At 66.6% G+C, this 21,114-nt stretch carries 22 protein-coding genes; 18 read left to right on the top strand and 4 right to left on the bottom strand.

The genetic code is table 11. The annotated features are described in order from the left end of the window. Positions 1-107 precede the first annotated feature (107 nt). Genes OXM57_01700 through OXM57_01690 form a run of 3 tightly spaced genes read left to right on the top strand, consistent with a single transcriptional unit; the run spans position 108 to position 2,765 of the window. Positions 108-611, top strand: coding sequence for a VOC family protein (locus OXM57_01700; protein ID MDE0351396.1), 504 nt, complete (start codon positions 108-110; stop codon positions 609-611). Positions 612-615: 4 nt separating this feature from the next. Further along, positions 616-1,710 carry a Gfo/Idh/MocA family oxidoreductase gene (locus OXM57_01695; GenBank protein MDE0351395.1) on the top strand — a complete coding sequence of 365 codons (1,095 nt, stop codon included), beginning with the start codon at positions 616-618 and terminating at the stop codon, positions 1,708-1,710. Then, complete coding sequence (locus OXM57_01690; protein MDE0351394.1) at positions 1,710-2,765, top strand: hypothetical protein; 1,056 nt, start codon at positions 1,710-1,712, stop codon at positions 2,763-2,765. The genes OXM57_01695 and OXM57_01690 overlap by 1 nt, the downstream gene beginning before the upstream one ends. A gap of 31 nt (positions 2,766-2,796) precedes the next feature. On the opposite strand, the gene OXM57_01685 is transcribed toward OXM57_01690, so the two are convergent. Continuing rightward, positions 2,797-3,111, bottom strand: coding sequence for an L-rhamnose mutarotase (locus tag OXM57_01685; protein MDE0351393.1), 315 nt, complete (start codon positions 3,109-3,111; stop codon positions 2,797-2,799). A gap of 149 nt (positions 3,112-3,260) precedes the next feature. On the opposite strand from OXM57_01685, the gene OXM57_01680 reads away from it, so the two are divergent. From OXM57_01680 to OXM57_01630, 11 genes are all read left to right on the top strand, one after another. Continuing rightward, positions 3,261-4,358 (top strand): Gfo/Idh/MocA family oxidoreductase, encoded by a 1,098-nt coding sequence (locus tag OXM57_01680; protein ID MDE0351392.1) that lies wholly within the window; start codon positions 3,261-3,263, stop codon positions 4,356-4,358. A 21-nt stretch (positions 4,359-4,379) separates the two neighbouring features. Then, positions 4,380-5,237, top strand: a complete 858-nt coding sequence (locus OXM57_01675; protein MDE0351391.1) for a sugar phosphate isomerase/epimerase — start codon at positions 4,380-4,382, stop codon at positions 5,235-5,237. Positions 5,238-5,553: 316 nt separating this feature from the next. Beyond that, on the top strand, positions 5,554-6,831 hold the full coding sequence (locus OXM57_01670; protein MDE0351390.1) for an ABC transporter substrate-binding protein: 1,278 nt from the start codon (positions 5,554-5,556) through the stop codon (positions 6,829-6,831). 253 nt (positions 6,832-7,084) lie between these two features. Then, positions 7,085-8,140 (top strand): iron ABC transporter permease, encoded by a 1,056-nt coding sequence (locus OXM57_01665; GenBank protein MDE0351389.1) that lies wholly within the window; start codon positions 7,085-7,087, stop codon positions 8,138-8,140. Beyond that, on the top strand, positions 8,137-9,225 hold the full coding sequence (locus OXM57_01660) for an iron ABC transporter permease (protein ID MDE0351388.1): 1,089 nt from the start codon (positions 8,137-8,139) through the stop codon (positions 9,223-9,225). The genes OXM57_01665 and OXM57_01660 overlap by 4 nt, the downstream gene beginning before the upstream one ends. A 14-nt stretch (positions 9,226-9,239) precedes the next feature. Continuing rightward, a complete protein-coding gene (locus tag OXM57_01655) occupies positions 9,240-10,055 on the top strand; it encodes an ABC transporter ATP-binding protein (GenBank protein MDE0351387.1) in 816 nt (271 codons plus the stop codon). A 13-nt stretch (positions 10,056-10,068) separates the two neighbouring features. Next, positions 10,069-11,049 carry a pyridoxal-phosphate dependent enzyme gene (locus tag OXM57_01650; GenBank protein ID MDE0351386.1) on the top strand — a complete coding sequence of 327 codons (981 nt, stop codon included), beginning with the start codon at positions 10,069-10,071 and terminating at the stop codon, positions 11,047-11,049. Between the two features lie 81 nt (positions 11,050-11,130). Next, on the top strand, positions 11,131-12,258 hold the full coding sequence (locus OXM57_01645) for a hypothetical protein (protein ID MDE0351385.1): 1,128 nt from the start codon (positions 11,131-11,133) through the stop codon (positions 12,256-12,258). Between the two features lie 7 nt (positions 12,259-12,265). Beyond that, positions 12,266-13,192: an acetamidase/formamidase family protein gene (locus OXM57_01640; protein MDE0351384.1), complete on the top strand. Its 927-nt coding sequence runs from the start codon at positions 12,266-12,268 to the stop codon at positions 13,190-13,192. A gap of 109 nt (positions 13,193-13,301) precedes the next feature. Next, on the top strand, positions 13,302-15,599 hold the full coding sequence (locus OXM57_01635; protein ID MDE0351383.1) for a DPP IV N-terminal domain-containing protein: 2,298 nt from the start codon (positions 13,302-13,304) through the stop codon (positions 15,597-15,599). 118 nt (positions 15,600-15,717) lie between these two features. Continuing rightward, on the top strand, positions 15,718-16,233 hold the full coding sequence (locus OXM57_01630; GenBank protein MDE0351382.1) for a shikimate kinase: 516 nt from the start codon (positions 15,718-15,720) through the stop codon (positions 16,231-16,233). 9 nt (positions 16,234-16,242) lie between these two features. On the opposite strand, the gene OXM57_01625 is transcribed toward OXM57_01630, so the two are convergent. From OXM57_01625 to OXM57_01615, 3 genes are all read right to left on the bottom strand, one after another. Next, a complete protein-coding gene (locus OXM57_01625; GenBank protein MDE0351381.1) occupies positions 16,243-17,202 on the bottom strand; it encodes a DMT family transporter in 960 nt (319 codons plus the stop codon). 119 nt (positions 17,203-17,321) lie between these two features. Continuing rightward, positions 17,322-17,702, bottom strand: coding sequence for a type II toxin-antitoxin system VapC family toxin (locus tag OXM57_01620; GenBank protein ID MDE0351380.1), 381 nt, complete (start codon positions 17,700-17,702; stop codon positions 17,322-17,324). Continuing rightward, positions 17,699-17,956 carry a type II toxin-antitoxin system prevent-host-death family antitoxin gene (locus OXM57_01615; GenBank protein MDE0351379.1) on the bottom strand — a complete coding sequence of 86 codons (258 nt, stop codon included), beginning with the start codon at positions 17,954-17,956 and terminating at the stop codon, positions 17,699-17,701. The genes OXM57_01620 and OXM57_01615 overlap by 4 nt, the downstream gene beginning before the upstream one ends. A 226-nt stretch (positions 17,957-18,182) precedes the next feature. On the opposite strand from OXM57_01615, the gene OXM57_01610 reads away from it, so the two are divergent. The 4 genes from OXM57_01610 to OXM57_01595 all read left to right on the top strand — a co-directional run bounded on the left by OXM57_01610 (position 18,183) and on the right by OXM57_01595 (position 21,102). Further along, the gene (locus OXM57_01610) at positions 18,183-18,584 is read left to right on the top strand and encodes a hypothetical protein (GenBank protein MDE0351378.1); all 402 of its coding nucleotides are present in this window, start codon (positions 18,183-18,185) and stop codon (positions 18,582-18,584) included. Between the two features lie 197 nt (positions 18,585-18,781). After that, positions 18,782-19,783, top strand: coding sequence for an alpha-ketoacid dehydrogenase subunit beta (locus OXM57_01605; GenBank protein ID MDE0351377.1), 1,002 nt, complete (start codon positions 18,782-18,784; stop codon positions 19,781-19,783). Further along, positions 19,780-20,772 (top strand): thiamine pyrophosphate-dependent dehydrogenase E1 component subunit alpha, encoded by a 993-nt coding sequence (locus OXM57_01600; protein ID MDE0351376.1) that lies wholly within the window; start codon positions 19,780-19,782, stop codon positions 20,770-20,772. The genes OXM57_01605 and OXM57_01600 overlap by 4 nt, the downstream gene beginning before the upstream one ends. 111 nt (positions 20,773-20,883) lie before the next feature. Then, on the top strand, positions 20,884-21,102 hold the full coding sequence (locus OXM57_01595) for a hypothetical protein (protein ID MDE0351375.1): 219 nt from the start codon (positions 20,884-20,886) through the stop codon (positions 21,100-21,102). Positions 21,103-21,114 lie beyond the last annotated feature (12 nt).

Below are 21,114 nucleotides of genomic sequence, written 5' to 3'. Positions count from 1 at the left end.
ACGCCGGACCATGCAGCGGCTGTCGAGCATTACTAACTTGTTCATGGACAGTAGACAGCGGGCCATCGCTCCGAGGTGATGGATGGGACGGCCAGGGAGGTAGACCGGTGAGTTTTCTTTCGATCGACCACGTCGGGGTGGCGGTGACCGACCTGGGGGTATCGGTTCCCTGGTGGACCAGGTTCCTCGAAGAGGAGCCGTTCATGCAGGGCACCTGGATAGCCGCCGACGTGGAGGACTACGTAGGCAAGATCGTCGGGTATCCCAACTGTGACATGTCGGGCGCCTTTTGGGCGCTGCCGGGCGGTTCGGTGCTCGAGATGCTGCAGTACCACAACCCTCCGCCCGGCAGCGTGGACATGGCCACCTACAACGCCGGGAACACCCATCTCTGCCTGGAGACCGAGGACATCTACCGGGACTACGAACGGATGCGTGACCACGCGGTGTTCGTATCCGCCGAGCCGGTCCGCTGTGCCTGGGGCAGGTACGAGGGCGCCCTCACCTGCTACCTGCGCGACCCGGACGACATCTCGATCGAGCTGATCCAGTTCGCCGACGGGGGAAGGCCGTTCGAGGTCGAGAGTCCGTTCGTCAACCCTTACGGATAGGCACATGGGATCGGGTCGCCGGGTCCGGGTGGGCGTGATCGGCGCCGGCTCCTGGGCGATCGCCAACCACATCCCGATCCTGGCCGCCCGGGACGATGTCGAGCTGGTGAGCGCCGTCCGTACCAACCGCGAGGCGCTGGCCATGCTGCGCGACAGGTTCGGCTTCGAACACGTCAGCCACGACTACCGGGAGGCGCTGGCGCTCGACCTAGACGCGGTTGTCGTGGCCAGCCCGGCGGGGCTCCATTACGACCATGTGAGAGCGGCGCTGGAGGCGGGCGCCCACGTGTTGTGCGAGAAGCCCTTCACCACTGAGCCCGGGCACGCCTGGGAGCTCCACGGGATGGCGTCGGAACTCGGCCGCCACCTGGTCCTCGCCCTCGGATGGAACTACCGTCCCACCGCCATCGAGGCCAAGCGCCTGATGGAGGATCCCGGTGTCGGGGACGTCCAGCACGTCTTGGTGGCTATGGCGTCCGGCCTGCGCGGACTCCTCCACGGCACGGGGAGCTACCGGGGCCAGGACTCCTTCTTCCAGCCCGCCGTCGAGACCTGGATCGATCCCCGGCTGTCCGGAGGGGGGTACGCCCCGGCAGCGCTGAGCCACGCCCTCGGGCTGGCGTTGTGGCTCACCGGCCAGCGCGCCTCCGAGGTCTTCGCCTTCATGAACCGCGAGGGCGCCGCCGTCGACCTCCACGACGCGATCAGCGTGCGTTTCCGCTCGGGCGCTACTGGTTCTGTATCAGGAGCGTCGTCGCCACCCGGGGGGAGTGCGGTCGATCAGGAGGACGCCCCGTGGCCGCGTCACCAACTCCAGGTCCGGGTGTACGGGACGGAGGGCCATCTCGTGGCCGACCTGGAGCGGGACTTCCTGTGGCTCTTCCGCGACGATGGCAGGGATGTCAAGGTCGACCTGCCACTCCACGCCGGTCTCTACGGTTGCGAGGACCCACCCGATGTGCTGATCGATCTGGCCCTGGGAAAGGCGGCGGAGAACCGATCTCCCGCTGACGTGGGAGCCAGGACCGTCGAGTTGCTGAGCGCCGCCTACGAGAGCGCGAGCACCGGAGCGGTCGCTCAGGCGTCTCAGGAGGTCTGATGGAGTCATCGGAGGCGAACCTCGACACATCAGAGCGGGTGAGGATCGCTTTCTTCGGTGTGGGCAGCGTCGCGACCGCGGCGTTGAACCTGTGCCGCCAACGCTCCTGGATGGACCTTGTCGCTGCTGTCCGTAGCCCTTCGTCGGTTGCCGGCCGGCTGACCGGCGGCGCCTGGGCCGGGGTGCGGATCTGGACGGACCCGGAAGCCATGCTCGATGAGGCGCGCCCCGAAGTCGCGCTCATAGCGACCAGGTCCGAACTCGACTCCGTCCTGCCCCTGATCCGGCTGTGTGCCCGGGAGGGTGTTCACGTCGTGAGCACCAGCGAGGAACTCGCCTGGCCGGATGTCGAACAGCCCGGAGCCGGTGCCTCGCTGCAACGGGCCGCCGAGGAAGCCGGAGTGGTGATCGCCGCCGCCGGCATCAATCCCGGCTTCGCCTTCGACGCCCTCCCGCTCGTCCTGGCTGCGGCCGCCTGGGATGTCTCGAAGATCGTGGTCCAGCGCACCCTTGACGCCTCGGTGTTCGGCCGCGACGTGCACCGCTCGCTGGGCATCGGCTACACGGAGGCCGGTTTCAGGGACGCCGTCCGGTCCCGCCGGGTCCGGGGACACATCGGCTTCGCCGAGAGCGCCCGTGTCATCGCCGACGGGATGGGGTGGGAGATCGAGCGGTTCGAAGAGGAGATCGAACCGGTACTCGCAGATCGCGCCCATGTCCTGGCTGGTTACACGATCGAACCGCCCGAGACCGCGGGCGTCGTCCAGCTGGCCACTGCGCTGGTTGGGGGACGTGAGTGGCTCCGGTTCGAACTCTCCCTGCACGTGGCTCCGGGCGAGGTCGATTGGGAGACCCGCGACCGCATCCGGATCTGCGGGGAGAACGAACTGGAACTCACGATGGAACCGGGTATGCCGGCCGTGTCCACCACGGCGGCCCTGCTCGTCAATGCGGTTCCCGGCGTCCTGGCGGCCCGGCCCGGTTTCTATCCGCCGGGACGCCTGCTTCCCAACCCGCCGTGGCTGGCCGGCCACCGACCCCCGGCCACGCCATGATGCTCGCACGGCCGAGGGGTGGCGCAATTTTTCAGTCGAGGTGCCAGACCTCGTCGGCCCAGTAGAGGTTGCCGTTCTCGTCGACGAGGCTGAGGATCACATCCTCGAACCACTCCGACCAGCGGGCGTTCACTTCGGTGGGTCCGATCTTGCCGAAGGCGGTGGCGACGTCGGGGTGGGCCTCCACGTAGGCGATGATCTGGGTACCGCGGCGGAACAGGCTGTAGTTCTTGAGCCCGGCCTTCTGGATCTCCTCGACCAACTCCGGCCAGATCTCATCATGGCGCTTTTTGTACTCGTCGGCCTTGTCCGGATAGATCTCGAACGTGAAGCACGCTCGTTCCATGGAAGCCTCCTCCAAACCGTCTGGGTGCCCGCTCGAATCTAGCACTGTATTGCTGAAGGTCATATGGCCCGGTGCTGCGGGAATGTGACCGGCCGGGAGCCGCGATTATTGTTCGGACGGCTCGGTGTCGACAGCGGATGGGAGGGTTCATGGGCGCGAACGATCGGGTGCGGGTAGGTGTGATCGGCGCCGGTTCTTGGGCGGCGAGCAACCACATCCCCGTGCTCAAGGCGCGGGACGACGTGGAGCTGGTGGTGGCCGTCCGCAAGGGCTGGGATGCGCTCGAGATGCTGAAGGACAGCTTCGGGTTCGAGCACATCACCGAGGACTACCGGGAGGCTCTCGAACATGATCTGGACGCGGTGGTGGTCGGGAGTCCGTCGGTTTTCCACCACGAGCACGCCAAGGCGGCTATGGAGGCCGGCGCCAACGTCCTGTGCGAGAAGCCGGTCACCATCGATCCCGCCGAAGCCTGGGATCTCGACGCCACGGCCAAGGCGCTGGGCCGGCATCTGGTCATCTCCTTCGGCTGGCACTACCGGCCCACCGTCATCGAGGCCAAGCGGATCATGACCGAGGACGGCGGGGTAGGGGAGATCGAGCATATCCTCGTGGCGATGGCCTCCGGCACCAGGGAGCTGCTGCAGGCCACCGGCGCCTACGAGGGTTCGGCCTCCGACTTCATGCCCGACTGGGACACGTGGACCGACCCCGCTATGTCCGGGGGCGGCTACGGCCCCGCCCAGCTGAGCCACGCCATGGGCCTGGCCCTCTGGCTGAGCGGCGAGAGGGCTAAGGATGTGTTCGCCCTGATGAACAACGTGGGCGCCAGGGTCGACCTGCACGACGCCATCAGCATCCGCTACCAGTCCGGCGCCACCGGGGTCCTGAGCGGTGCGAGCTGTCCCAGCCAGGCAGGTATCGGCGACATACCCGACGAGCCCTGGCCGCGTCACCAACTCCAGGTCCGCTACTACGGTTCCGAAGGCCAGCTGATCGTGGATCTGGAGCGGGACTTCCTCTGGCACTTCCGCGAGGACGGGGTGGACAACAAGCCCGACCTACCGCCCCACGCCGGGCTGTACCAGTGCGACGGCCCGCCTAACACGCTGATCGACCTCACCCAGGGTAAGGACGTGCCCAACCGGTCCCCGGGAGAGGTCGGCGCCAGGTCCGTCGAGGTGGTGGCGGCAGCCTACGACAGCATCCGCACGGGAGGACTGGCCAGGGTCTCCGGCGTCGAGTAGCGGTCTTCCACAGACCCTGCCATGAGGGTCGGGATCGACACCTACTCGTACCATCGCTTCTTCGGCGAGATAAGGGAAGGTGAGGAGGACCCGGGAACCCGCTGGACGACCTGGGACTTCCTTGACCGCGCGGTCGAACTCGGGGTCGACGGGGTAAGCCTGGAGACCTGTTTCCTGGACCTCGACGATCCGGCCTTCCGGGATCGTCTGGCACTGACCCTCCACGAGGCCGGTCTCGAAGCCGTCCTGGCCTGGGGACATCCCGGAGGCTTGGAGATGGGAATGTCCGCCAAGAGGCTTGACGACCTTATCCAGGTCATCGACCACGCGGCTGCCATGGGGGTGACCCTGGTGCGGCTGGTGGTCGGTACCTTCACCCACTGGGGAAGAGAGCCACCCCATGTCTCGGTCGAAAGACTCGTACCCAGGGTGCAGGCAGCGTGTCGGCACGCCGCAGAGGTCGGAGTCCGGTTGTCGATCGAGACCCACACCGCCCTTCCGGTCGATGCCCTGTCCGATCTCGTGTGCCGGGTCGAAGCCCCCAACCTCGGCGTGGTGCTCGACACGGCCAACGTGGTCCGGGTAGGCAGCGATCTGCTGGAGGCCACCCGCTTGCTGGCGCCCCTGACCGACATGGTTCATATGAAGGACCTGGATCTCTCTGAGGCCGGGTTCGGCGACCCGGGAGGATGGTGGCCGTGCACGTCGCTCGGGGCGGGCGATCTAGACCTTCAAGGCGTGCTGGCCGAACTCCGGTCGGTGCAGTTCGACGGCCTGATGTGTGTCGAACTGGCCACGCTTCCGCCCGGAAGCGACGAGGACCGCATGGTCACCGAGAGCATCGCCTGGCTACGCGAGGCCATCCGGCCCAGCCGATAGCGGCAACTCGGATAGTCGAGCCGTCTGCAGGATCGACGTAGCGGGCCACAACCCGGCCTGCAGCCTCCCGCCGCAGGCTCCCCGGTGTTGCCGGGTTTGGCATTGCGATAGCGGCCTTGGGCTTCGAGAGCAGGATCTCCGAGGTGCGTCATGGTCCGCCCCATACCTGTCGATGTCACCGGGGGTCTCAGTATGCCCATCCGATCGCTCCGGCGAGTTCACGCGTGCGCGGGTCCGAAGGGGGCCACCTGCCATTGACATGAGAATGAGAATCATTATCATTACATCCTGACTTCTGAAAGGGAACAACTTCACCATGGTCAATCTGAGAGTCTTCGAGTCCCTGTCCCCACGGAGCATCCGGGTCTGCGTCGTGGTTGCCGCATTGTTTCTGGTAGCGACCGCATGCGGTGGCGAGGACGCGAGCGACACCACGCCGGCCACCACGGTGATGGCCGAGACCACAACCACCACCTCGGCCACAACCACCACCTCCGCGCCCCCTGCAACTGACGACCACGAGCACGACGACCACGAGCACGAAGAGGACGACGAAGAGGTCCACGACGAGCACGACGAGCACGAGCACGAAGAGGACGACGAAGAGGACCACGACGACCACGACCACGAGCACGACGAGCACGAAGACGACCACGAAGAGGACCACGACGACCACGAGGACGAACACGACGACGACCACGAGCACGAAGACGAGCCCATGACCCTGACAGTCACGGACGGGAGCGGGCGCGAGATCACACTCGACAGTCCTGCCGAGCGGGTCCTGTGCGTGCAGGACAACTGCACCGACCTGACCTCCGACCTGGGGATCGTGCCTGTCGCCCAGCATCGAGGCGATGGTTGGGGTAGTGCCGCCGCCTACTACGGCGACGGAGCTGCTGACATTCCGGTGCTCGGTGATCGTATGTCCGTGGAGGAAGTCGCCCAGTTCGAACCCGACCTGATCATCGGACGGGTCGGTGAGGAAGAGGTCCGGGATGCGCTCGAAGTCGTCGCCCCGGTGTATCTGGTCGATATCGGCGGCGTCGAGACTCTCAAGGAGGGATGGATCGGTGTGGGCATCCTGACGGGCAGGGAAGAAGAGGCGGCCGCGGCCATCGCCAGGTTCGAATCCAATGTGGCATCTCTTGCGGCAGATCTTCCCGCTGGCGCCGTGGACACCAGGGTGGCCGTCGGATTCGGGGATACCAATTGGATGATCTGGGACTCCTCCTCCTTCTGCAAGTTCCTCCGTTCCGAGGGGGCCGGGACCTGCGCCTTCCCGGACCAGGGCGAATCCGAGTACGGATCCCCGGACAGCGAGTTCTCCTGGGAGTTCATCGTGGAGACGGATCCCGAGGTTTGGGTCATGATCACCTGGCCGGGAAGCGCCCGCTACGACACCGTCACCCAGGAAGTGTGGCTCAACACCACCGCCCACCGAGAGGGCAGGGTGTGCGAAGAGGACTCGGCGGGCTCCTTCGGTCACGGGCTGCTGATGCTCCAGTGGGCTTACCAGTGCTACCTGAATGCCGGCTGGCCCGCCATCTACGACCATCCGGGAGACCTATCGGTGTGGTTGCCTGCTGCCTAGGTGGGATCACCGCGGGGGTAAGCCTGTTAGGGGAGGGTCGTCCGGTCTCACGACCCTCCCCTAGCCCCGATCATTCCTGTTCCCAGCACACCGACGCGGATCAGGCCACGTCGAGCACATAATCTGCGAATTAGCCACCCCTCACCCTGCGGCTGACTTCACACCGGCCGGGAGATAGGGCTGCCAAAATGCCTATAACCCCAGGTCAGGAGCGAGGAGCACCTATTCCCGTCACCCCCACAAACCCCCATCCATGAATGATCGGGGCTTACTGAGGAGGCGTTCCCTGTTCCGCGGCAGGTCGGCCCGGGCTGCCATCGTGGTGCTCCTCATCGCCTGCCTGTGCACAGCGGTGGCCGTGGTGTCACTCATGCAGGGAACCCCCGATCTGTCGGTCGGGCAGGTACTGAACGCACTGTCCGGATCGGGCACGTCCGAGGGAAACCAGCGGTTCATCGTCCAGAACCTCCGGCTTCCGAGAGTGATCGGCGGACTGGTGGCCGGTGGGATGCTCGGCGTTTCGGGCGCGGTGATGCAGGACACGCTCCGGAACCCCCTCGCCGGTCCTGAGCTGATCGGCGTGTCCGCAGGAGCCTCGCTGGCAGTCGCCACCATCGTCGCCTTCCGGCTCCCGTTTCCGGGTATCGCCCTGCCGCTGGCCGCTCTCGCGGCCGGGCTGGCGACGGGCACGTTGATCCTGTCGTTGGTGAGCCTCAAGAGCAACCCCATGCGCATGCTGCTGGTCGGAGCAGCGTTCACGGCCCTGCTGAACGCGCTGCTGATAGCGGTTATAACGCTTGCTCCCAACTTCGGAGGTGTCTCGATCATCTACCGTTTCCTGGTCGGGAGCCTCTCCGACGTTCAATGGGAGGAGGTGCGCTTGGTGGCCCCCTGGACCATTGCTCTCCCGGTTGTCTTCCTCCTCGCCGGAAGGCCCTTGAACATCCTGGCCTTGGGTGACCAGATGGCCGAAGGCCTCGGTGTCGGCGTCCGGCGTACCAGGGCGCTCCTCTTCGCCGCGGCGGTCCTGCTGGTGGCGCCGGTGATCGCCATTGCGGGCCCGATCGGATTCGTGGCGCTCGTCTCGCCCCACGTCGTCCGCAGGTTGCTGCGGACTTCGGACGCCCGGATCGTCCTCCCCGTTTCCGCCGCAGTGGGGGCGATCCTCGTTGTCAGTGCCGACATGGCTGCCCGGCTCGCCCTCCATCCGCACGAGATCGCGGTCGGTCTGTGGACGGTCGTGTTCGGCGCCCCAGCATTACTGGTGCTCATGCAAAGAGGGCTGGTGCGGCGAAGGGCCATTCCTTGACCGTCACCGCCACCGTCGACCGGCGCCGGAAAACCGGCGTCACTCCGGAGGTCCGGTCCCGGCAGGTACTAGTGGCGCTCAGCGCATTGCTGCTGGCCGTGATGTTCGCCTACGTGATGCTGGGCCCGGTCATCTTCGGTCCCGATCTCGTCCTCAAAGCCCTGATCGATCAAGCGGAGGAGCTTCACCACCGTATCTCGGTGTGGGAAGTGCGGGTCCCCCGTGTCCTGATCGCCGCGCTGGCCGGGGCCATGCTGTCCTCGTCCGGGGCGCTGCTCCAATCGGTTCTCCGGAATCCCCTGGCCGCTCCCGCGACCGTCGGGGTGACGCAGGGCGCCGTCCTGGGTGCGGTCTTGGCCCTAGTGATCACCTTCGGGTCGGAGGGGGCGCTGAACGATTTGAACGCCCTGGTGCCCCTGGCGGCGATCGCGGGTGGTCTGGCAGCAGGAGCCATCGTCTACGTGCTCAGCTACCGCCGCGCCGGCACCGATCCCATCCGGCTCATCCTCACCGGGGTGGTCGTTGCCGCCGCGCTCTCGTCGGTCACGTCGTTCATGGTCCTGATCTCGGGTAGCCACATCGACTCGATCGTCAGGTGGCTGGTGGGATCGCTCAGCACGCGGACGTGGGACCACTTGGTCTTCCTGGTGCCCGTTGCGGCACTGGCCACTCCTCTGGTGGTGCTGGTCATACCACTGGCCAATGCGCTCCAACTGGGAGACAGCACGTCGGTGAGCCTCGGACTGCGTTCCGAGTTGGCCCGTGCGTTCATCCTCATGACCGCGGTCGTGCTGGCGGCCGGATCGGTCTCCGTGGTCGGCGGGATCGCGTTCCTGGGCCTCATAGGTCCTCACCTGGCTCGCACCCTGGTGGGCTCGGACCTGCGGAGGCTGCTGGCCTGCTCCGCGCTGGTGGGCGCCGTCATTCTCGTGGCCGCCGACCTTCTCGCTCGCGTCTTCTCGCTCGACTGGATTCCGTTCGTCGACATCCGCACCGAAAGCGGTAGCCGTGTCCCGGTTGGCGCCTTCACCGCCCTGGTGGGAGCACCGTTCTTCCTCTACCTCATGCGGGAACGCACGCGATGACCGGGAAGGAGTCGATGATCAGAGGCCCCGCCATCCTGACCGAGGGGATCTCCACCGGATACGGAAGGCTCGTGGTATCACAGCGCCTCAGCCTTAGCGTGGAGAGGGGGAGCCGGACGTCGCTGGTGGGTCCGAACGGATCGGGGAAGAGCACCACCCTCAAGACTCTGGCGCGCCTGCTCGCTCCGCTGGCGGGCGCCGTGCACCTCAACGGCCAGGACATAAACGGCCTGCCGACCCGGCATGTGGCTCGCCAGATGGCGATCCTCCCGCAGGTGCACGAGGTCCCGGCCGAACTCACCGTGCTGGAGTTGGTCGAGCAAGGCCGGTTCCCCCATGTCGGAGCGCTCGGGATGCTGCGCCGCCAGGACGATGATGCCATCGAAGAAGCCCTCCGGCTGACCCGCCTCGAGGATTTCGTCCACCGTCCCATCGACACGCTGTCCGGGGGCGAGCGCCAGAGGGCCTGGATGGCGCTCGCCCTCGCCCAGCAGACCGAGATCCTCCTCCTGGACGAGCCCACCACCTTCCTGGATGTCGGTCATCAACTGGATCTGCTGGAGCTGGTGTCAAGCCTGAATCGAGACCGCGGGGTGACCGTCGTCATGGTGCTCCACGACCTCAACCATGCGGCCAGGTTCTCAGATCGAATGATCGCCATGTCCCGCGGTGAAGTGGTCGCGGACGGGGCTCCCGACGAGGTGCTGACGCCGGGACTGCTACGGGATTGCTTCGGGGTCGAGGCCGCCGTGGTTACCGACCCGAGGACCGGGTCTCCGATGTGCATACCCTACGCTCCGGTCCATGCCGGCAGCGATGACGGGAGTTGAACGAATGAGCCAGATGAGAACCGGATCGGGCGGCCCTCCGATTCCCCCGCCATCAATCGGTGACGTGGAGGAGGCGGCTCAGCGCATCGAGGGAGTTGCGTTGCGGACACCGCTGTTGCGGTACAAGACCATGGAGGACGGCGAACCGGTCTGGCTCAAGGCGGAGTGCCTCCAGCCGGCCGGATCGTTCAAGCTCCGGGGCGTGCTGAACTGGGCCCGATCGCTGTCCGGTGCCGAACGGGAGAGGGGGCTGAGCACTCAGAGCGCCGGCAATACCGCCCAGGCCCTCGGATACGTGGCCCGCCTTCTAGGGGTCCCGGCCAGGAGCCTCCTGCCGGACAGTGCCCCAAGAGTGAAGGTCGACGGTGTCCGCTCCTACGGTGTCACGCCGGTGCCGGTGCCGTTCTCGGCACTGATGGACTACGTCTTCGACCGGGGGTGGGAGCGGGAACCGTACAGCTACCTCAACCCGTGGGGTGACCCCTCGATGCTGGCGGGTTCGGGAACGATCGGAATGGAGATACTCGACGAGCTGCCCGAACTGGCGGCCGTCTACATACCTGTCGGTGGCGGCGGTCTGGTGGCGGCGATTGGCAGCGTGATCAAGGAACTCCGGCCGGCCGTGGAGGTGGTGGGGGTGCAGAGCTCGGCCTGTCCCTCGCTGGGAGCGGCCCTGGAGGCCGGCAGGCCCACATGGGTTCAGGCAGGGGAGACCATCTGCGACGGCACGAGCGTGCCGGTGGTGGTAGACGAGATGTACCCGCTGGTGAGTTCGGTGGTGGACAGGGTGGTCGTGGTCTCGGAGGACGACGTTCGTACCGCCATCGCTCGCCTGGCGTTGGGGAACAAGCTGGTGGCGGAGGGTTCCGGCGCCATGTCCCTGGCCGCCGCGCTCGGCGAGCTGAGGGATGGCCCCGTCGCCTGCATCGTGAGCGGCGGGAGCATCGGCGCCGACCGCCTGGCGGAGATACTCACGACCCCGGCCGAGGGATGATCGGTGCCGGATCGTGTCGATGATCGGGGGTAAGTCCGCCCTATGAGTGGTGGGTGGACCGGGCACAGGCTTCTTTCTGAGTTGCGTGTTCGCCCTGTTATCAACGCGCACAACGACCTGACGGGGCTGGGCGGCAGCCTCCCCCGGGGACCGGTGCTTGAAGCCGTGTCGGTCGCCAACGAGTCCTTCCTGGAAGTGGAAAGCCTCTCCGACGCGGCCGGCGAGGCGATCGCCGGGATGCTCGGGATCGAGGCAGCAATGGTGACCCCTGGAGCCGCGGCCGCGGCAGTCCTGGCCACGGCGGCCTGCATGACCGACGGAAGGAAGGACCTGGTGGCGCGGATCCCCGATACAACCGGGCTCCGCAACGAGTTCGTGGTCCAGGCCGGAAGGCGCACTTTCTACGATCGGTGTCTCGAGGGCGCCGGCGGCAGGATCGTGCCGGCCGGCGACGAGCGTTCCACCACGGAGGAAGACATCGAGAAGGTCATCGGCGAGCGGACGGCCGGGATCTTCTTCTACGCTCCCGGCGCGCCCAACGTGGTTCCGTTCGACCGGGTTCTCGAGATAGCCGGGCGCCATCGCCTGGCGGTGATAGTCGACGCGGCCGAGCAGGTCTACCCACTCGAGAACTTCAGCAAGTACGTTCGCGCCGGCGCCGACTTCGCCACCTACAGCGGGAAGTTCTTCGGCGCCGGTTCGATGGCGGGCATTCTCACCGGATCAGCCGCCGGCATCGCGGCTGCTCGCAGGAACAGCTACCTGGCCTTCGAGGGGCCTGACGCGCAGGCATTCGGAAGGCACATGAAGGTCGGTCGCGCCGAGATAATGGCGGCCTACGCAGCTCTCAAGAACTGGACGGAGATGGACCACGGCCGGCGCTTCCGGCACTACCGGCGGCTTATGGAGAACATGCGGTCTCGCCTCCAGGCGTTCCCGTTCCTGAGCTTCTCCTACGAGGACGGCTCCGTTACCGCCGATCCGAAACCGCCGGACTCCCTGCGGGTCACGTTCGACCGCTCCCGCTCACCCAGGACCCTGGCGGACGTGGTCAGGGAGCTATACGACGGGGAGCCGTGCATCATCCTTCGCCCTCACTACCAGTGGGTTGACCCGGAGCGGGACTATCTCGACGTTCGCGTCTCCACCTTGCAGGCCGGCCAGGAGAAGGTCATCGCCGACAGGTTGGCGGAGATCCTGGGAGGATGATCGGCAGGTGATCCGGCGCCAGGGGCCTTCTCCCCTCTACTACGAAGCGAGCCCGAACAACCCTCCCACCCTTCGGGTTGAGCCGGGCGAGGTGTTCGAGGTGGTCACCCAGATGAACCGGGGTCCTGACATCTCCGCCGTGCCTGACGACCTTCGGGAGGAGTGGTCGGAACACCACTCCTACGAGGTTGAGGGCGCCAACCCGTCCTCGGGCGCAATCTGGGTGGACGGAGCCGAGCCGGGAATGGCGGTCGAGGTCGTGATCGAGGACATGAAGCTGGCGCCGGTCGGGTACACCACGTTCGCGGGGAGCAACCGGCTCTTTCCGAGATCACCCGTTCCGGTCGGAGACCTCGCCGCGGCGCGTGTCGTCCGGATTCGTGGCGACCACGTGATCTGGAGTCGAGGGTTGGCCATCCCCACCCGACCGATGGTGGGGATGGTGGCCGTTGCCCCCGCCCACGAAGCGCAGTCGACGGTGCGGGTCGGCAACTGGGGCGGGAACATGGACGTGCAGGAGGTCGGGCCGGGCGCCAGGGTGCGTCTGGTGGTCAATGTCCCCGGGGCCCTGCTGCATATCGGCGATGTTCACGCCGTGCAGGGCGACGGCGAGGTCTCGGGTACCGGTATCGAGACGAGTGCTCTCCTGCGGCTGAGGGTCCAACTCATGCAACGTCCGGCCGAGATGACCTGGCCCCGGATCGTCACCTCCGACCGTATCTTCACGGTCGCAGCCGACCGGCCTGCGGAGAGCGCCCTCCGGGTGGCGGTGACCGAGCTGATCCGCTGGCTCCATGCCGACTACGGGCTCGGACCCCGAGAAGCCGTCCTGCTACTGAGCCAGGTCCTCGAGGCGCGCGCCACCCAGGTGGTGAACCCGACGGTCACCTACGTCGCAGGTGTCAGACAGGAACTCCTCCGGGGACTCGTTTGATCCGCGGAAGGGTCCCCTCGTTCGACGGGCTAGCCGTAGTTGGTGCGGCGCCGGACCGGGTTCGGCATGCGAGGCGTGACCATCCAGGCCGGTCGCAGGATCGAGCCGGATGAGCTCTGAGCAGCAACCGGCCATGTGGGAGCGGTACCGGCGCGCGGAAGCGATGCTCTATCGGAATGTCAAGTCCCTGGTGTTCAACCTCGAGACAGAGGTGCGATGGCTACCGGATTCCACCGCTTTCTGGTACCGCTCCGAATCGGCCTCGGGTCACCGCTTCATGCTGGTTGACGTCGAGAACGGCCACCAGCGAGAAGCGTTCGACCACCGGCGGGTTGCCCGTGCTCTCTCGGCGGCCCTCGGGAGGGAGGTCGAGCCCCGGCGGCTCCCGTTCGAGGCATTCGAGTACGTGGCCGGTGGCTCCCGGATAGGTTTCACCGTCGACGACGGCCGGTGGGAATGCCGGCTGGATGGCTCCTCGTTGCGGGAACGGTCCGTCCCGGGAGGGACCCGGCGGGGGAACGTGTCGCCCTCCGGGAGACACGAGGTGACGGTGACCGGGGGAGACCTGGTGCTGGTCGATCACGTCGAAGGTGGGTCGGCAACTCTCACCGATGATGCGGAGGCCGCCTTCGGCTACGGGTCCTCTCCGGAGGGTCGCAACTCGGCGGTCACCGACCGTCTCAGGCACCGGACCGTCACCCCGAGGGTCATGTGGTCTCCTGACGAGCGCTACATCTTGACTCATAGACTCGACGAGCGGCGGGTCGGGACGATGCACCTGTGGCAGCCGGCCCCGCCGGGCGGGTCGCTGCGACCCCGCATCCACTCCTACCGCCAGGCCCTTCCGGGCGATCCCGAGTTGCCGCTCGCACATCTGGTCGTGTTCGAGACTGGGACCGGTCGGCGCGCCGACCTGTCGTGGGTCCCGCTGGAGTCGCCGTTCCTGACCCCCATCGAGCTGGGTCACGCCTGGTGGTCCGCCGAAGGCGACGCGGTGTACTTCGTGCATTGGGATCGCGACCGGCGCTCGGTCCGGCTGGTCTCGGGCGATCCGGCGACCGGGGGATGTTCGGTACTCGTGGAGGAGGAGAGCGAGACTCCGATCGACCTCAACGCCCTCTACTACGGCCGTCCCAATGTCTGGGTCAGCGGGGATCGCCAGGAGATCATCTGGTACTCGGCCAGGAGCGGCTGGGGCCACCTGTACCTGCTCGACGGTGGCGGTCATCCCGTCAGGCAGCTGACGAGCGGCGAATGGCTGGTCACCGACCTGTTGAGGGTCGACGAGGAGACGCGGACCGCCTACTTCATGGCTACGGGGCGGGAAGCCTCCAGGGATCCCTACTACCACCACCTCTATGCGGTGAGCCTTGACGGTGGGGCGCCGCGCCTGCTGACGCCGGAGGACGCCACCCACGGGGAGTGGCCCCCGTGGGTGGACTTCTCACCGGATGGACGCTACTTCGTGGACCGTTTCTCGCGGATCGACCAACCGCCCAGGACGGTCCTGAGGAAGTCCTCGGGCGAGCTGGTGGCGCGGATAGTCGAAGCCGACGTCTCGGCCCTCCTGGCATCGGGGTGGCGGTACCCCGAACGGTTCTCCGCCAAGGCGAGCGACGGCGAGACCGACCTCTACGGGATGATCGTCCTGCCCCACGACTTCGACCCGGCTGCGAAATATCCGGTCATCGAGAGCATCTATCCCGGCCCGCAGGCCACGCGAACTCCCCGCGGTTTCACCGACCTGGTGGGCGAGAGCACCCGGTGCCTGGCCGATCTCGGATTCGTGGTGTTCACCGTCGACGGGTCGGGGACACCGGGTAGGTCCAGGGCCTTCCTCGACGCGCCGTACGGTGGGCAGGGAGAGGCGGGAGGCCTGGCCGATCACGCCGCAGTCCTGGCGCAGCTGGCCGAGACCAGACCGTATCTCGATCTCGGCCGGGTCGGAATCTACGGCCACTCGGCGGGCGGGTATGCCGCGGTCCGGGCGATGCTGGAGTTCCCCGACCTGTACCGGGTGGGGGTGGCGTCGTCCGGCAACCACGACCAGGCGCTCACCAACGTCACATGGGGCGAACGCTGGGTCGGGCCGACTCCGGGACCAGGCTGGGACGCACAGGCCAACCGGACGCTGGCGGAGAACCTTCGAGGCAAGCTCCTCCTGGTCACAGGGGACCTGGACGACAACGTCAACCCTGCGTCAACCTTGCAGCTGGTCGATGCCCTGATCGAAGCGAACCGGGATTTCGACCTGCTGGTGCTTCCCAACCGGAACCATGACTACGCCGCCACATGGGGCACCTGGAACGAGGATCCGTACTTCACCCGCCGGCGCTGGGACTACTTGGTGGAGCACCTGCTGGGAGAGAAGCCGCCCCCGGGATACCGGGTCGGCGAACCCGGTTGAGCTTCCCGTTTGCGGGTCGCCCGGGTCGCAACCGACAGGCTCCGGTGGCGCCGAGAGGTTGTGAGCGCGGCCGGTAGTCGGGAAGCGTGGCGCTGCCCGGTTCGGATAGGGTGGAGGCATGACTTCCAAGCTGTGGCTGATCGGGATGATGAGTTCCGGGAAGACCAAGGTGGGCCGGCGGCTCTCCGCACGTAGCGGGTTTCCCCTGGTGGATACTGACGATCGGATCAAGGAGCGGGCCGGGATGACCATCCCCGAGATCTTCGCCACACACGGCGAGCCCGCCTTCCGGACGATGGAGTGCGAGGAGGTGGCGTGGATCGCCGGGCGTTCGGAGCGGCTGGTGGTGGCCACCGGCGGCGGCGCCATCCTCGACGAGGCGAACCGCTCCCTGATGCGGGATACCGGACTGGTGGTGTGGCTCAAACCCTCGATCGCCTCCCTGATCGCCAAGGGCAAGACCAAGAACCGCCCCCTGCTGCTGGGCCATGACGACCTGGCCGCGCGCTACACCGAGATCTGGGAGGCCCGCAAGCACTTGTACGAGGAGGCCGCCCACATCAGCATCTCCATGGACGGGAAGACCCGCAAAGAGGCCGCCAAGCAGGTCTGGAGACTCTGGCAAGCACGCTGATGGTCGCCTTCAGACCGGGGGCGGGGAGGCCGTGGGGCGGGTGTAGGCGGTCGCCAGCAGCGCCTTGCCCGAACGGCTGACCAGAGCGGCCGCCACCCCCGCCAGCGTCATCGCCCCGCCCCCCACATGGACCAGGGTCACGCCTTCCCCGAGGAAGAACCAGGCCATGGCGCCTGCCAGGAAAGGCGCCGGCAGGTACATGAGCGGGGGGACGTTCGCCGGTACCCAACGCAGGCTCCACGAGAGCAGCATGGCGCCCATCCCTCCGGGCACGACCACCACTCCCACCACGTTGAGCATGTCCGCGCCGGACAGGTTCCAGACGGCGGCGCGGGTGGCGAAGCAGAACAACGACACGAACAGCGTGCTGACCACCAGCATGCCCACCATCAAGGGGATGGTGTCCATGGTTGCGCGGGCCCGCTTCATGCTCACGAACTGGAAAGACCAGCACAGGACCGACATGATGCCCAGGGCGATTCCCAGCGGGTCGCCGTCCGGACCCGTCGATCCTCCGAGGATGACCACCCCGGACCCGAGGATCGCCACGAACGTCCAGAGGCGGAAGCGCAGCCCGGGACGTTCCCCGAACATCGGGATCGCCCACAACGCGATCAGGACCGGGTTGAGCATCGTCAGCAACGAGATGTCCACCACCGAGGTGAACTTGACAGCGGTCATGAAACAGACCATCGAGACGGCGTTGAAGAAGCCGGCCCAGAAGGGAATCCTCCAATCGCGGCCCCGCGGGAAGGCTATGCGGATGCGGCCGGCCAGCGTGACCGAGGCGAAGATCGCCACGATCCCGATCCATGACCGCCAGAACGCGAACACCGGGCCGCTGGTCGATGAGGCCTGGACGAAAATAGGTGCGGTGCTGAAGGCCACCGCCGAAACGCTGAGCAGGAGCAGGGGCCGGCGCGATCCCAGCGCGCGCAGCCGCCCTATCGCAGCCGAGGGATTCAACACCTGCCCGGCATACGAACCCGAGTTGCTCCCGATCGCCCTCCCATGGCGTCAGGAGGATATCGGTGTAATGGAGTCATGAATTCGGACTCTCGCCGCGGTGGAGAGGTGGCGGCGCGCGATCACTCCAAGGCTTCGATCATCGACACGTCATAGGGATGGAGGACGCGGTCGGCGGTCACCAGCGCCAGGGCTTCGAGTTGTGCCTGGGCAACCAGCATCCGGTCGAAGGGGTCACGGTGGTGCGGCGGAAGGGCGGCCGCCTGTTCGGCATGCCGCGGTGAAATCGAAAGAGCTTCGAACCCCTCGGCCTCGAGCCTGTCCGTCAATCCGTCCGGGAAGGAGACCTTGCCGAGAGCCTTCTTGATCCCGAGTTCCCACGGGGTAACGGCTGAGAAGAACACCTGATCGGCGCGCTCGATGGAGTTCCGGCACGCCGGTCCCAACGATGGGCTCCCTTCCAGCCACCAGAGCGCTACGTGACTGTCGACCAGCAGTCTCAAGCCTTTCCGCTTTCGGCCGATTCGGAGAACATCGCAATGACATCCTCATCGGGTCCGACGATGTCGCCGTGGTACTTCACCCTGCCTGCCCACGTGCCCGGGCGGCGTTCGGGGCGTGGCGGTGGCCACGCGATGATCTTGGCGACAGGTTGTCCATTCCGGGCGACGACGACCTCGCCGCCTTCCTGGACTCTGCGGATCAACTCCGAAAGTCGCGACTTGGCTTCATGAGTGTTCACTATCGTGGTAGCCATGGACATAGCTTAGCCAGACCAGACTAAGAGTGTGGTGGTAGTTGCAGCAACACACAAGACCATTCAGAATGACCGAGGTGGCTCGGGCTTTCTCAACCTACGGGCTAAGAAGAGAGCACCGGAAGCGTCATGGGTGACCGAGAGGCGCACGATCACTGAGGAATCACCCGCACCGAAGCAGTAACCGACGGATGATGCGGAGTTAATGATGGCTCTACACAGATTGATGAGCGCGTACCTACTCATCGTTGCCATCGCGGTGGCGGTGCACTTCATGGTGTTCCCGCTGTACGCCTACGACTCCGATGGGGAGACCATCGGCTCCGCGCTCAACGTGTGGCACGTGCTCGACGTGTTCATGGCCGCCGGTCTGGTACTGATGATGGTGACCACCTGGCGGGAGAAGCGCAGGTACGAAGGCGACAGTTCGGGGGACCTTCGCCCGTGGCTCCGATCCAACGCGATGTTCTACGGAACGGTCCTGGTCGCGCTGGCCTTCGTCCCCAACTGGTTCGAGTACGCATGGGGTTGGAATTCGAAGCCCATCGTGTGGCACGTGATCGACACCGTCCTCCCCGTCATGTTCGCAGTCGAGGCCCACCGGCTGTGGCGGGCCACCTCGGTCTGACCGGTCCCCTTCGCCAGAAATCCATCGGTGTCGGAGGGCGCGGCGGGTCACTGTACAGGAGGGTTCTTGAAAGGACGGCGATGGGTTGGCCCACCACCTCGACTCGGCGTATCAATGCCGGCTGTCGGGCCAACTGGACATTTTGAGTACCCTGCTGGTCGTAACACGTCGGAGGGAGCGGTATGCGCAGGATGCGGATGAACCAAGCGATCGCCACGGCGCTGGCCGACGAGATGCGCATCAACCCCGATGTGGTGGTGTTTGGCGAGGACGTCGCGGTGGCCGAAGGGCCCTTCAAGACGTCGGCGGGCCTTCTCAACGAGTTCGGGCCCTCGCGGGTGCGGGACACGCCGATCTCGGAGATGGGCTTTATGGGCGCCGCCGTGGGCGCCGCTTCGACCGGGCTCCGTCCGGTGGCGGAGATCATGTTCATCGAGTTCATCGGAGTGGCGCTCGACCAACTGGTCACCGAGGCGGCCAAGTTCCACTACCTGTCACGCGGGACGGTCTCGGTGCCGCTCACCGTGCGGGGTTCGATCGGGGCGGGGCTCGGTTTCGGGTGCCAGCATTCCCAGACGCTGGAATCGTGGATGTACGGCACGCCGGGGCTCAAGCTGGCAGTTGCCTCGGGCGCCCACAACGCTTACGGGCTTCTCCGGGCGGCCATCCGTGACGACAACCCGGTCGTCTTCCTGGAGCCCCGGGTTCTGTACGCCAAACGGGAGCCGGTACAGACCGGCGAGGATGGCATCATCCCGCTCGGTCGGGCGGCCACCGCCAGGGAAGGGTCCGATGTCACCCTGGTGGCTCTCGGAGCTATGGTCCCCGCCGCTCTGCAGGCCGCCGAAGGAGCACCATGGTCGGCGGAGGTGATCGACCTTCAGACCCTGGTCCCCTACGACAAGGAGGCACTGGCTCGGTCGGTCTCCAAGACCGGGCGCCTGGTGACGGTGGAGGAGAACCCGCTTACCGGCGGGTGGGGAGGCGAGATAACCGCCTTCGTCACGAGCGAACTGTTCGGGGATCTCCAGGCGCCGCCCGTCCGCATCACATGCCCGGATATCCACGTACCGTTTGGGAAGGAACTGGAGCAGCGCTACGTTCCCGGTCCCGACTACATAGCCCGGCAGGTCGGTGCCCTTCTCGAAACAGGAGCCCGCCCCGCCCACTGGTGGGAGAACCGGGAGGTGGTGGCATGAGCGGCGCCGGCGTATCACTGGATCGGCGGCTCCGGCTCCAATCGGGCCGGGCCGGACGCTACGAGGCCATGTGCGAGATACGGGCCTTCGAGGATCGGGTCAAGGCCATGTTCTTCGAGGGCGCCGTCCACGGCACCACCCATACCTGCCAGGGTCAGGAGGCGGTAGCCGTGGGGATCGCGGCAGCCGCCCGGCCCACCGACACGGTGACGTGTACCTACCGCGGCCACGGTCACGCCCTGGCGTTGGGCATGCCCCCGGTCACGGTGTTGGGGGAGATCATGGGACGGAGAGCCGGCTCGGTCGGGGGCGTAGGTGGATCCATGCATCTGTGCGATACGTCGATCGGGCTGCTCCCGACGTTCGCCATCGTCGGCGCCGGAATCCCGGTGGCGGCCGGCGCCGCCCTGACGGCTCAGGTGAAGGGCACGGACGACGCGGCGATCGCGATCTTCGGGGATGGGGCCGCCAACATCGGCGCCTTCCACGAGGGCCTGAACCTGGCCGCCATCTGGAAGCTGCCGGCGGTGTTCGTGTGCGAGAACAACCAGTACGGGGAGTACACCGCCATCCACCTGACGACCCCGATCGAGAACATCGCCGACCGGGCGGTCTCCTACGGTATCCCGGGCCACGTGGTCGACGGCCAGGATGTGGACGTGGTGGCCTCGGCCGTGGGGGAGGCCCTGGCTAGGGCGAGGGCGGGCCACGGGCCGACCCTGCTCGAGATGAAGACCTACCGCTACTCGGGCCACTCGAGGGCCGACACCGCGCCCTACCGGCCGGAGGGTGAGCTCGACCGTTGGTACGAGCGCGATCCGATCAACACCTATCGCAGCCGCCTCGTAGGAGAAGGGGTAATCACGGCCGAGGAAGCCGAGGAGATCCAGGCTCGAGCCGCCCAACGCGTGGTGGACGCCGAGGCCACCGCCGCGGCCGGCGACCCGGCGACGGTGGACGACATGTTCCGCCACATCTACGCTCCGTGACGGAAACCGAGGTGTGGACGTCTGGATCCGGCGCGCCGAATCGGTCGAGCCGGCCACTGGTAGATTGTCCGGTACCTGTACAAGGGGATCGATATCCGTAGCAACGTGAAGATGCCGAAACTCGGCGAGACCGTCGACGAGGTGCTGGTTCTCGAATGGACGGTGGCGGTGGGGGACGTCGTGTCCCAGGGCGACACCCTTATGACGGTCGAGACCGACAAGGTGGAGGCCGAGCTTCCATCCCCGGTATCCGGGACGATCGTGGAGTTGCTGGTCGAGATCGACGACGAGGTGACCGTCGGTACCCCCGTCTGCACCATCGAGACCTGAGCCGGTGGTCGC

This window comes from bacterium, assembly GCA_028820935.1.
Classification (GTDB): Bacteria; Actinomycetota; Acidimicrobiia; order Spongiisociales; family Spongiisociaceae; genus Spongiisocius.
The sequence above is the reverse complement of the archived record's forward strand: the minus strand, read 5'-3'. Positions and strand labels throughout refer to the sequence as shown.

Coding starts and splice junctions, on each gene's coding strand:
- OXM57_01695 (MDE0351395.1), top strand. CDS start 616: ATGGGATCGGGTCGCCGGGTCCGGGTGGGCGTGATCGGCGCCGGCTCC.
- OXM57_01690 (MDE0351394.1), top strand. CDS start 1,710: ATGGAGTCATCGGAGGCGAACCTCGACACATCAGAGCGGGTGAGGATC.
- OXM57_01685 (MDE0351393.1), bottom strand. CDS start 3,111: ATGGAACGAGCGTGCTTCACGTTCGAGATCTATCCGGACAAGGCCGAC.
- OXM57_01680 (MDE0351392.1), top strand. CDS start 3,261: ATGGGCGCGAACGATCGGGTGCGGGTAGGTGTGATCGGCGCCGGTTCT.
- OXM57_01675 (MDE0351391.1), top strand. CDS start 4,380: ATGAGGGTCGGGATCGACACCTACTCGTACCATCGCTTCTTCGGCGAG.
- OXM57_01670 (MDE0351390.1), top strand. CDS start 5,554: ATGGTCAATCTGAGAGTCTTCGAGTCCCTGTCCCCACGGAGCATCCGG.
- OXM57_01665 (MDE0351389.1), top strand. CDS start 7,085: ATGAATGATCGGGGCTTACTGAGGAGGCGTTCCCTGTTCCGCGGCAGG.
- OXM57_01655 (MDE0351387.1), top strand. CDS start 9,240: ATGATCAGAGGCCCCGCCATCCTGACCGAGGGGATCTCCACCGGATAC.
- OXM57_01650 (MDE0351386.1), top strand. CDS start 10,069: ATGAGAACCGGATCGGGCGGCCCTCCGATTCCCCCGCCATCAATCGGT.
- OXM57_01635 (MDE0351383.1), top strand. CDS start 13,302: ATGAGCTCTGAGCAGCAACCGGCCATGTGGGAGCGGTACCGGCGCGCG.
- OXM57_01630 (MDE0351382.1), top strand. CDS start 15,718: ATGACTTCCAAGCTGTGGCTGATCGGGATGATGAGTTCCGGGAAGACC.
- OXM57_01615 (MDE0351379.1), bottom strand. CDS start 17,956: ATGGCTACCACGATAGTGAACACTCATGAAGCCAAGTCGCGACTTTCG.
- OXM57_01610 (MDE0351378.1), top strand. CDS start 18,183: ATGAGCGCGTACCTACTCATCGTTGCCATCGCGGTGGCGGTGCACTTC.
- OXM57_01605 (MDE0351377.1), top strand. CDS start 18,782: ATGAACCAAGCGATCGCCACGGCGCTGGCCGACGAGATGCGCATCAAC.
- OXM57_01600 (MDE0351376.1), top strand. CDS start 19,780: ATGAGCGGCGCCGGCGTATCACTGGATCGGCGGCTCCGGCTCCAATCG.
- OXM57_01595 (MDE0351375.1), top strand. CDS start 20,884: ATGCCGAAACTCGGCGAGACCGTCGACGAGGTGCTGGTTCTCGAATGG.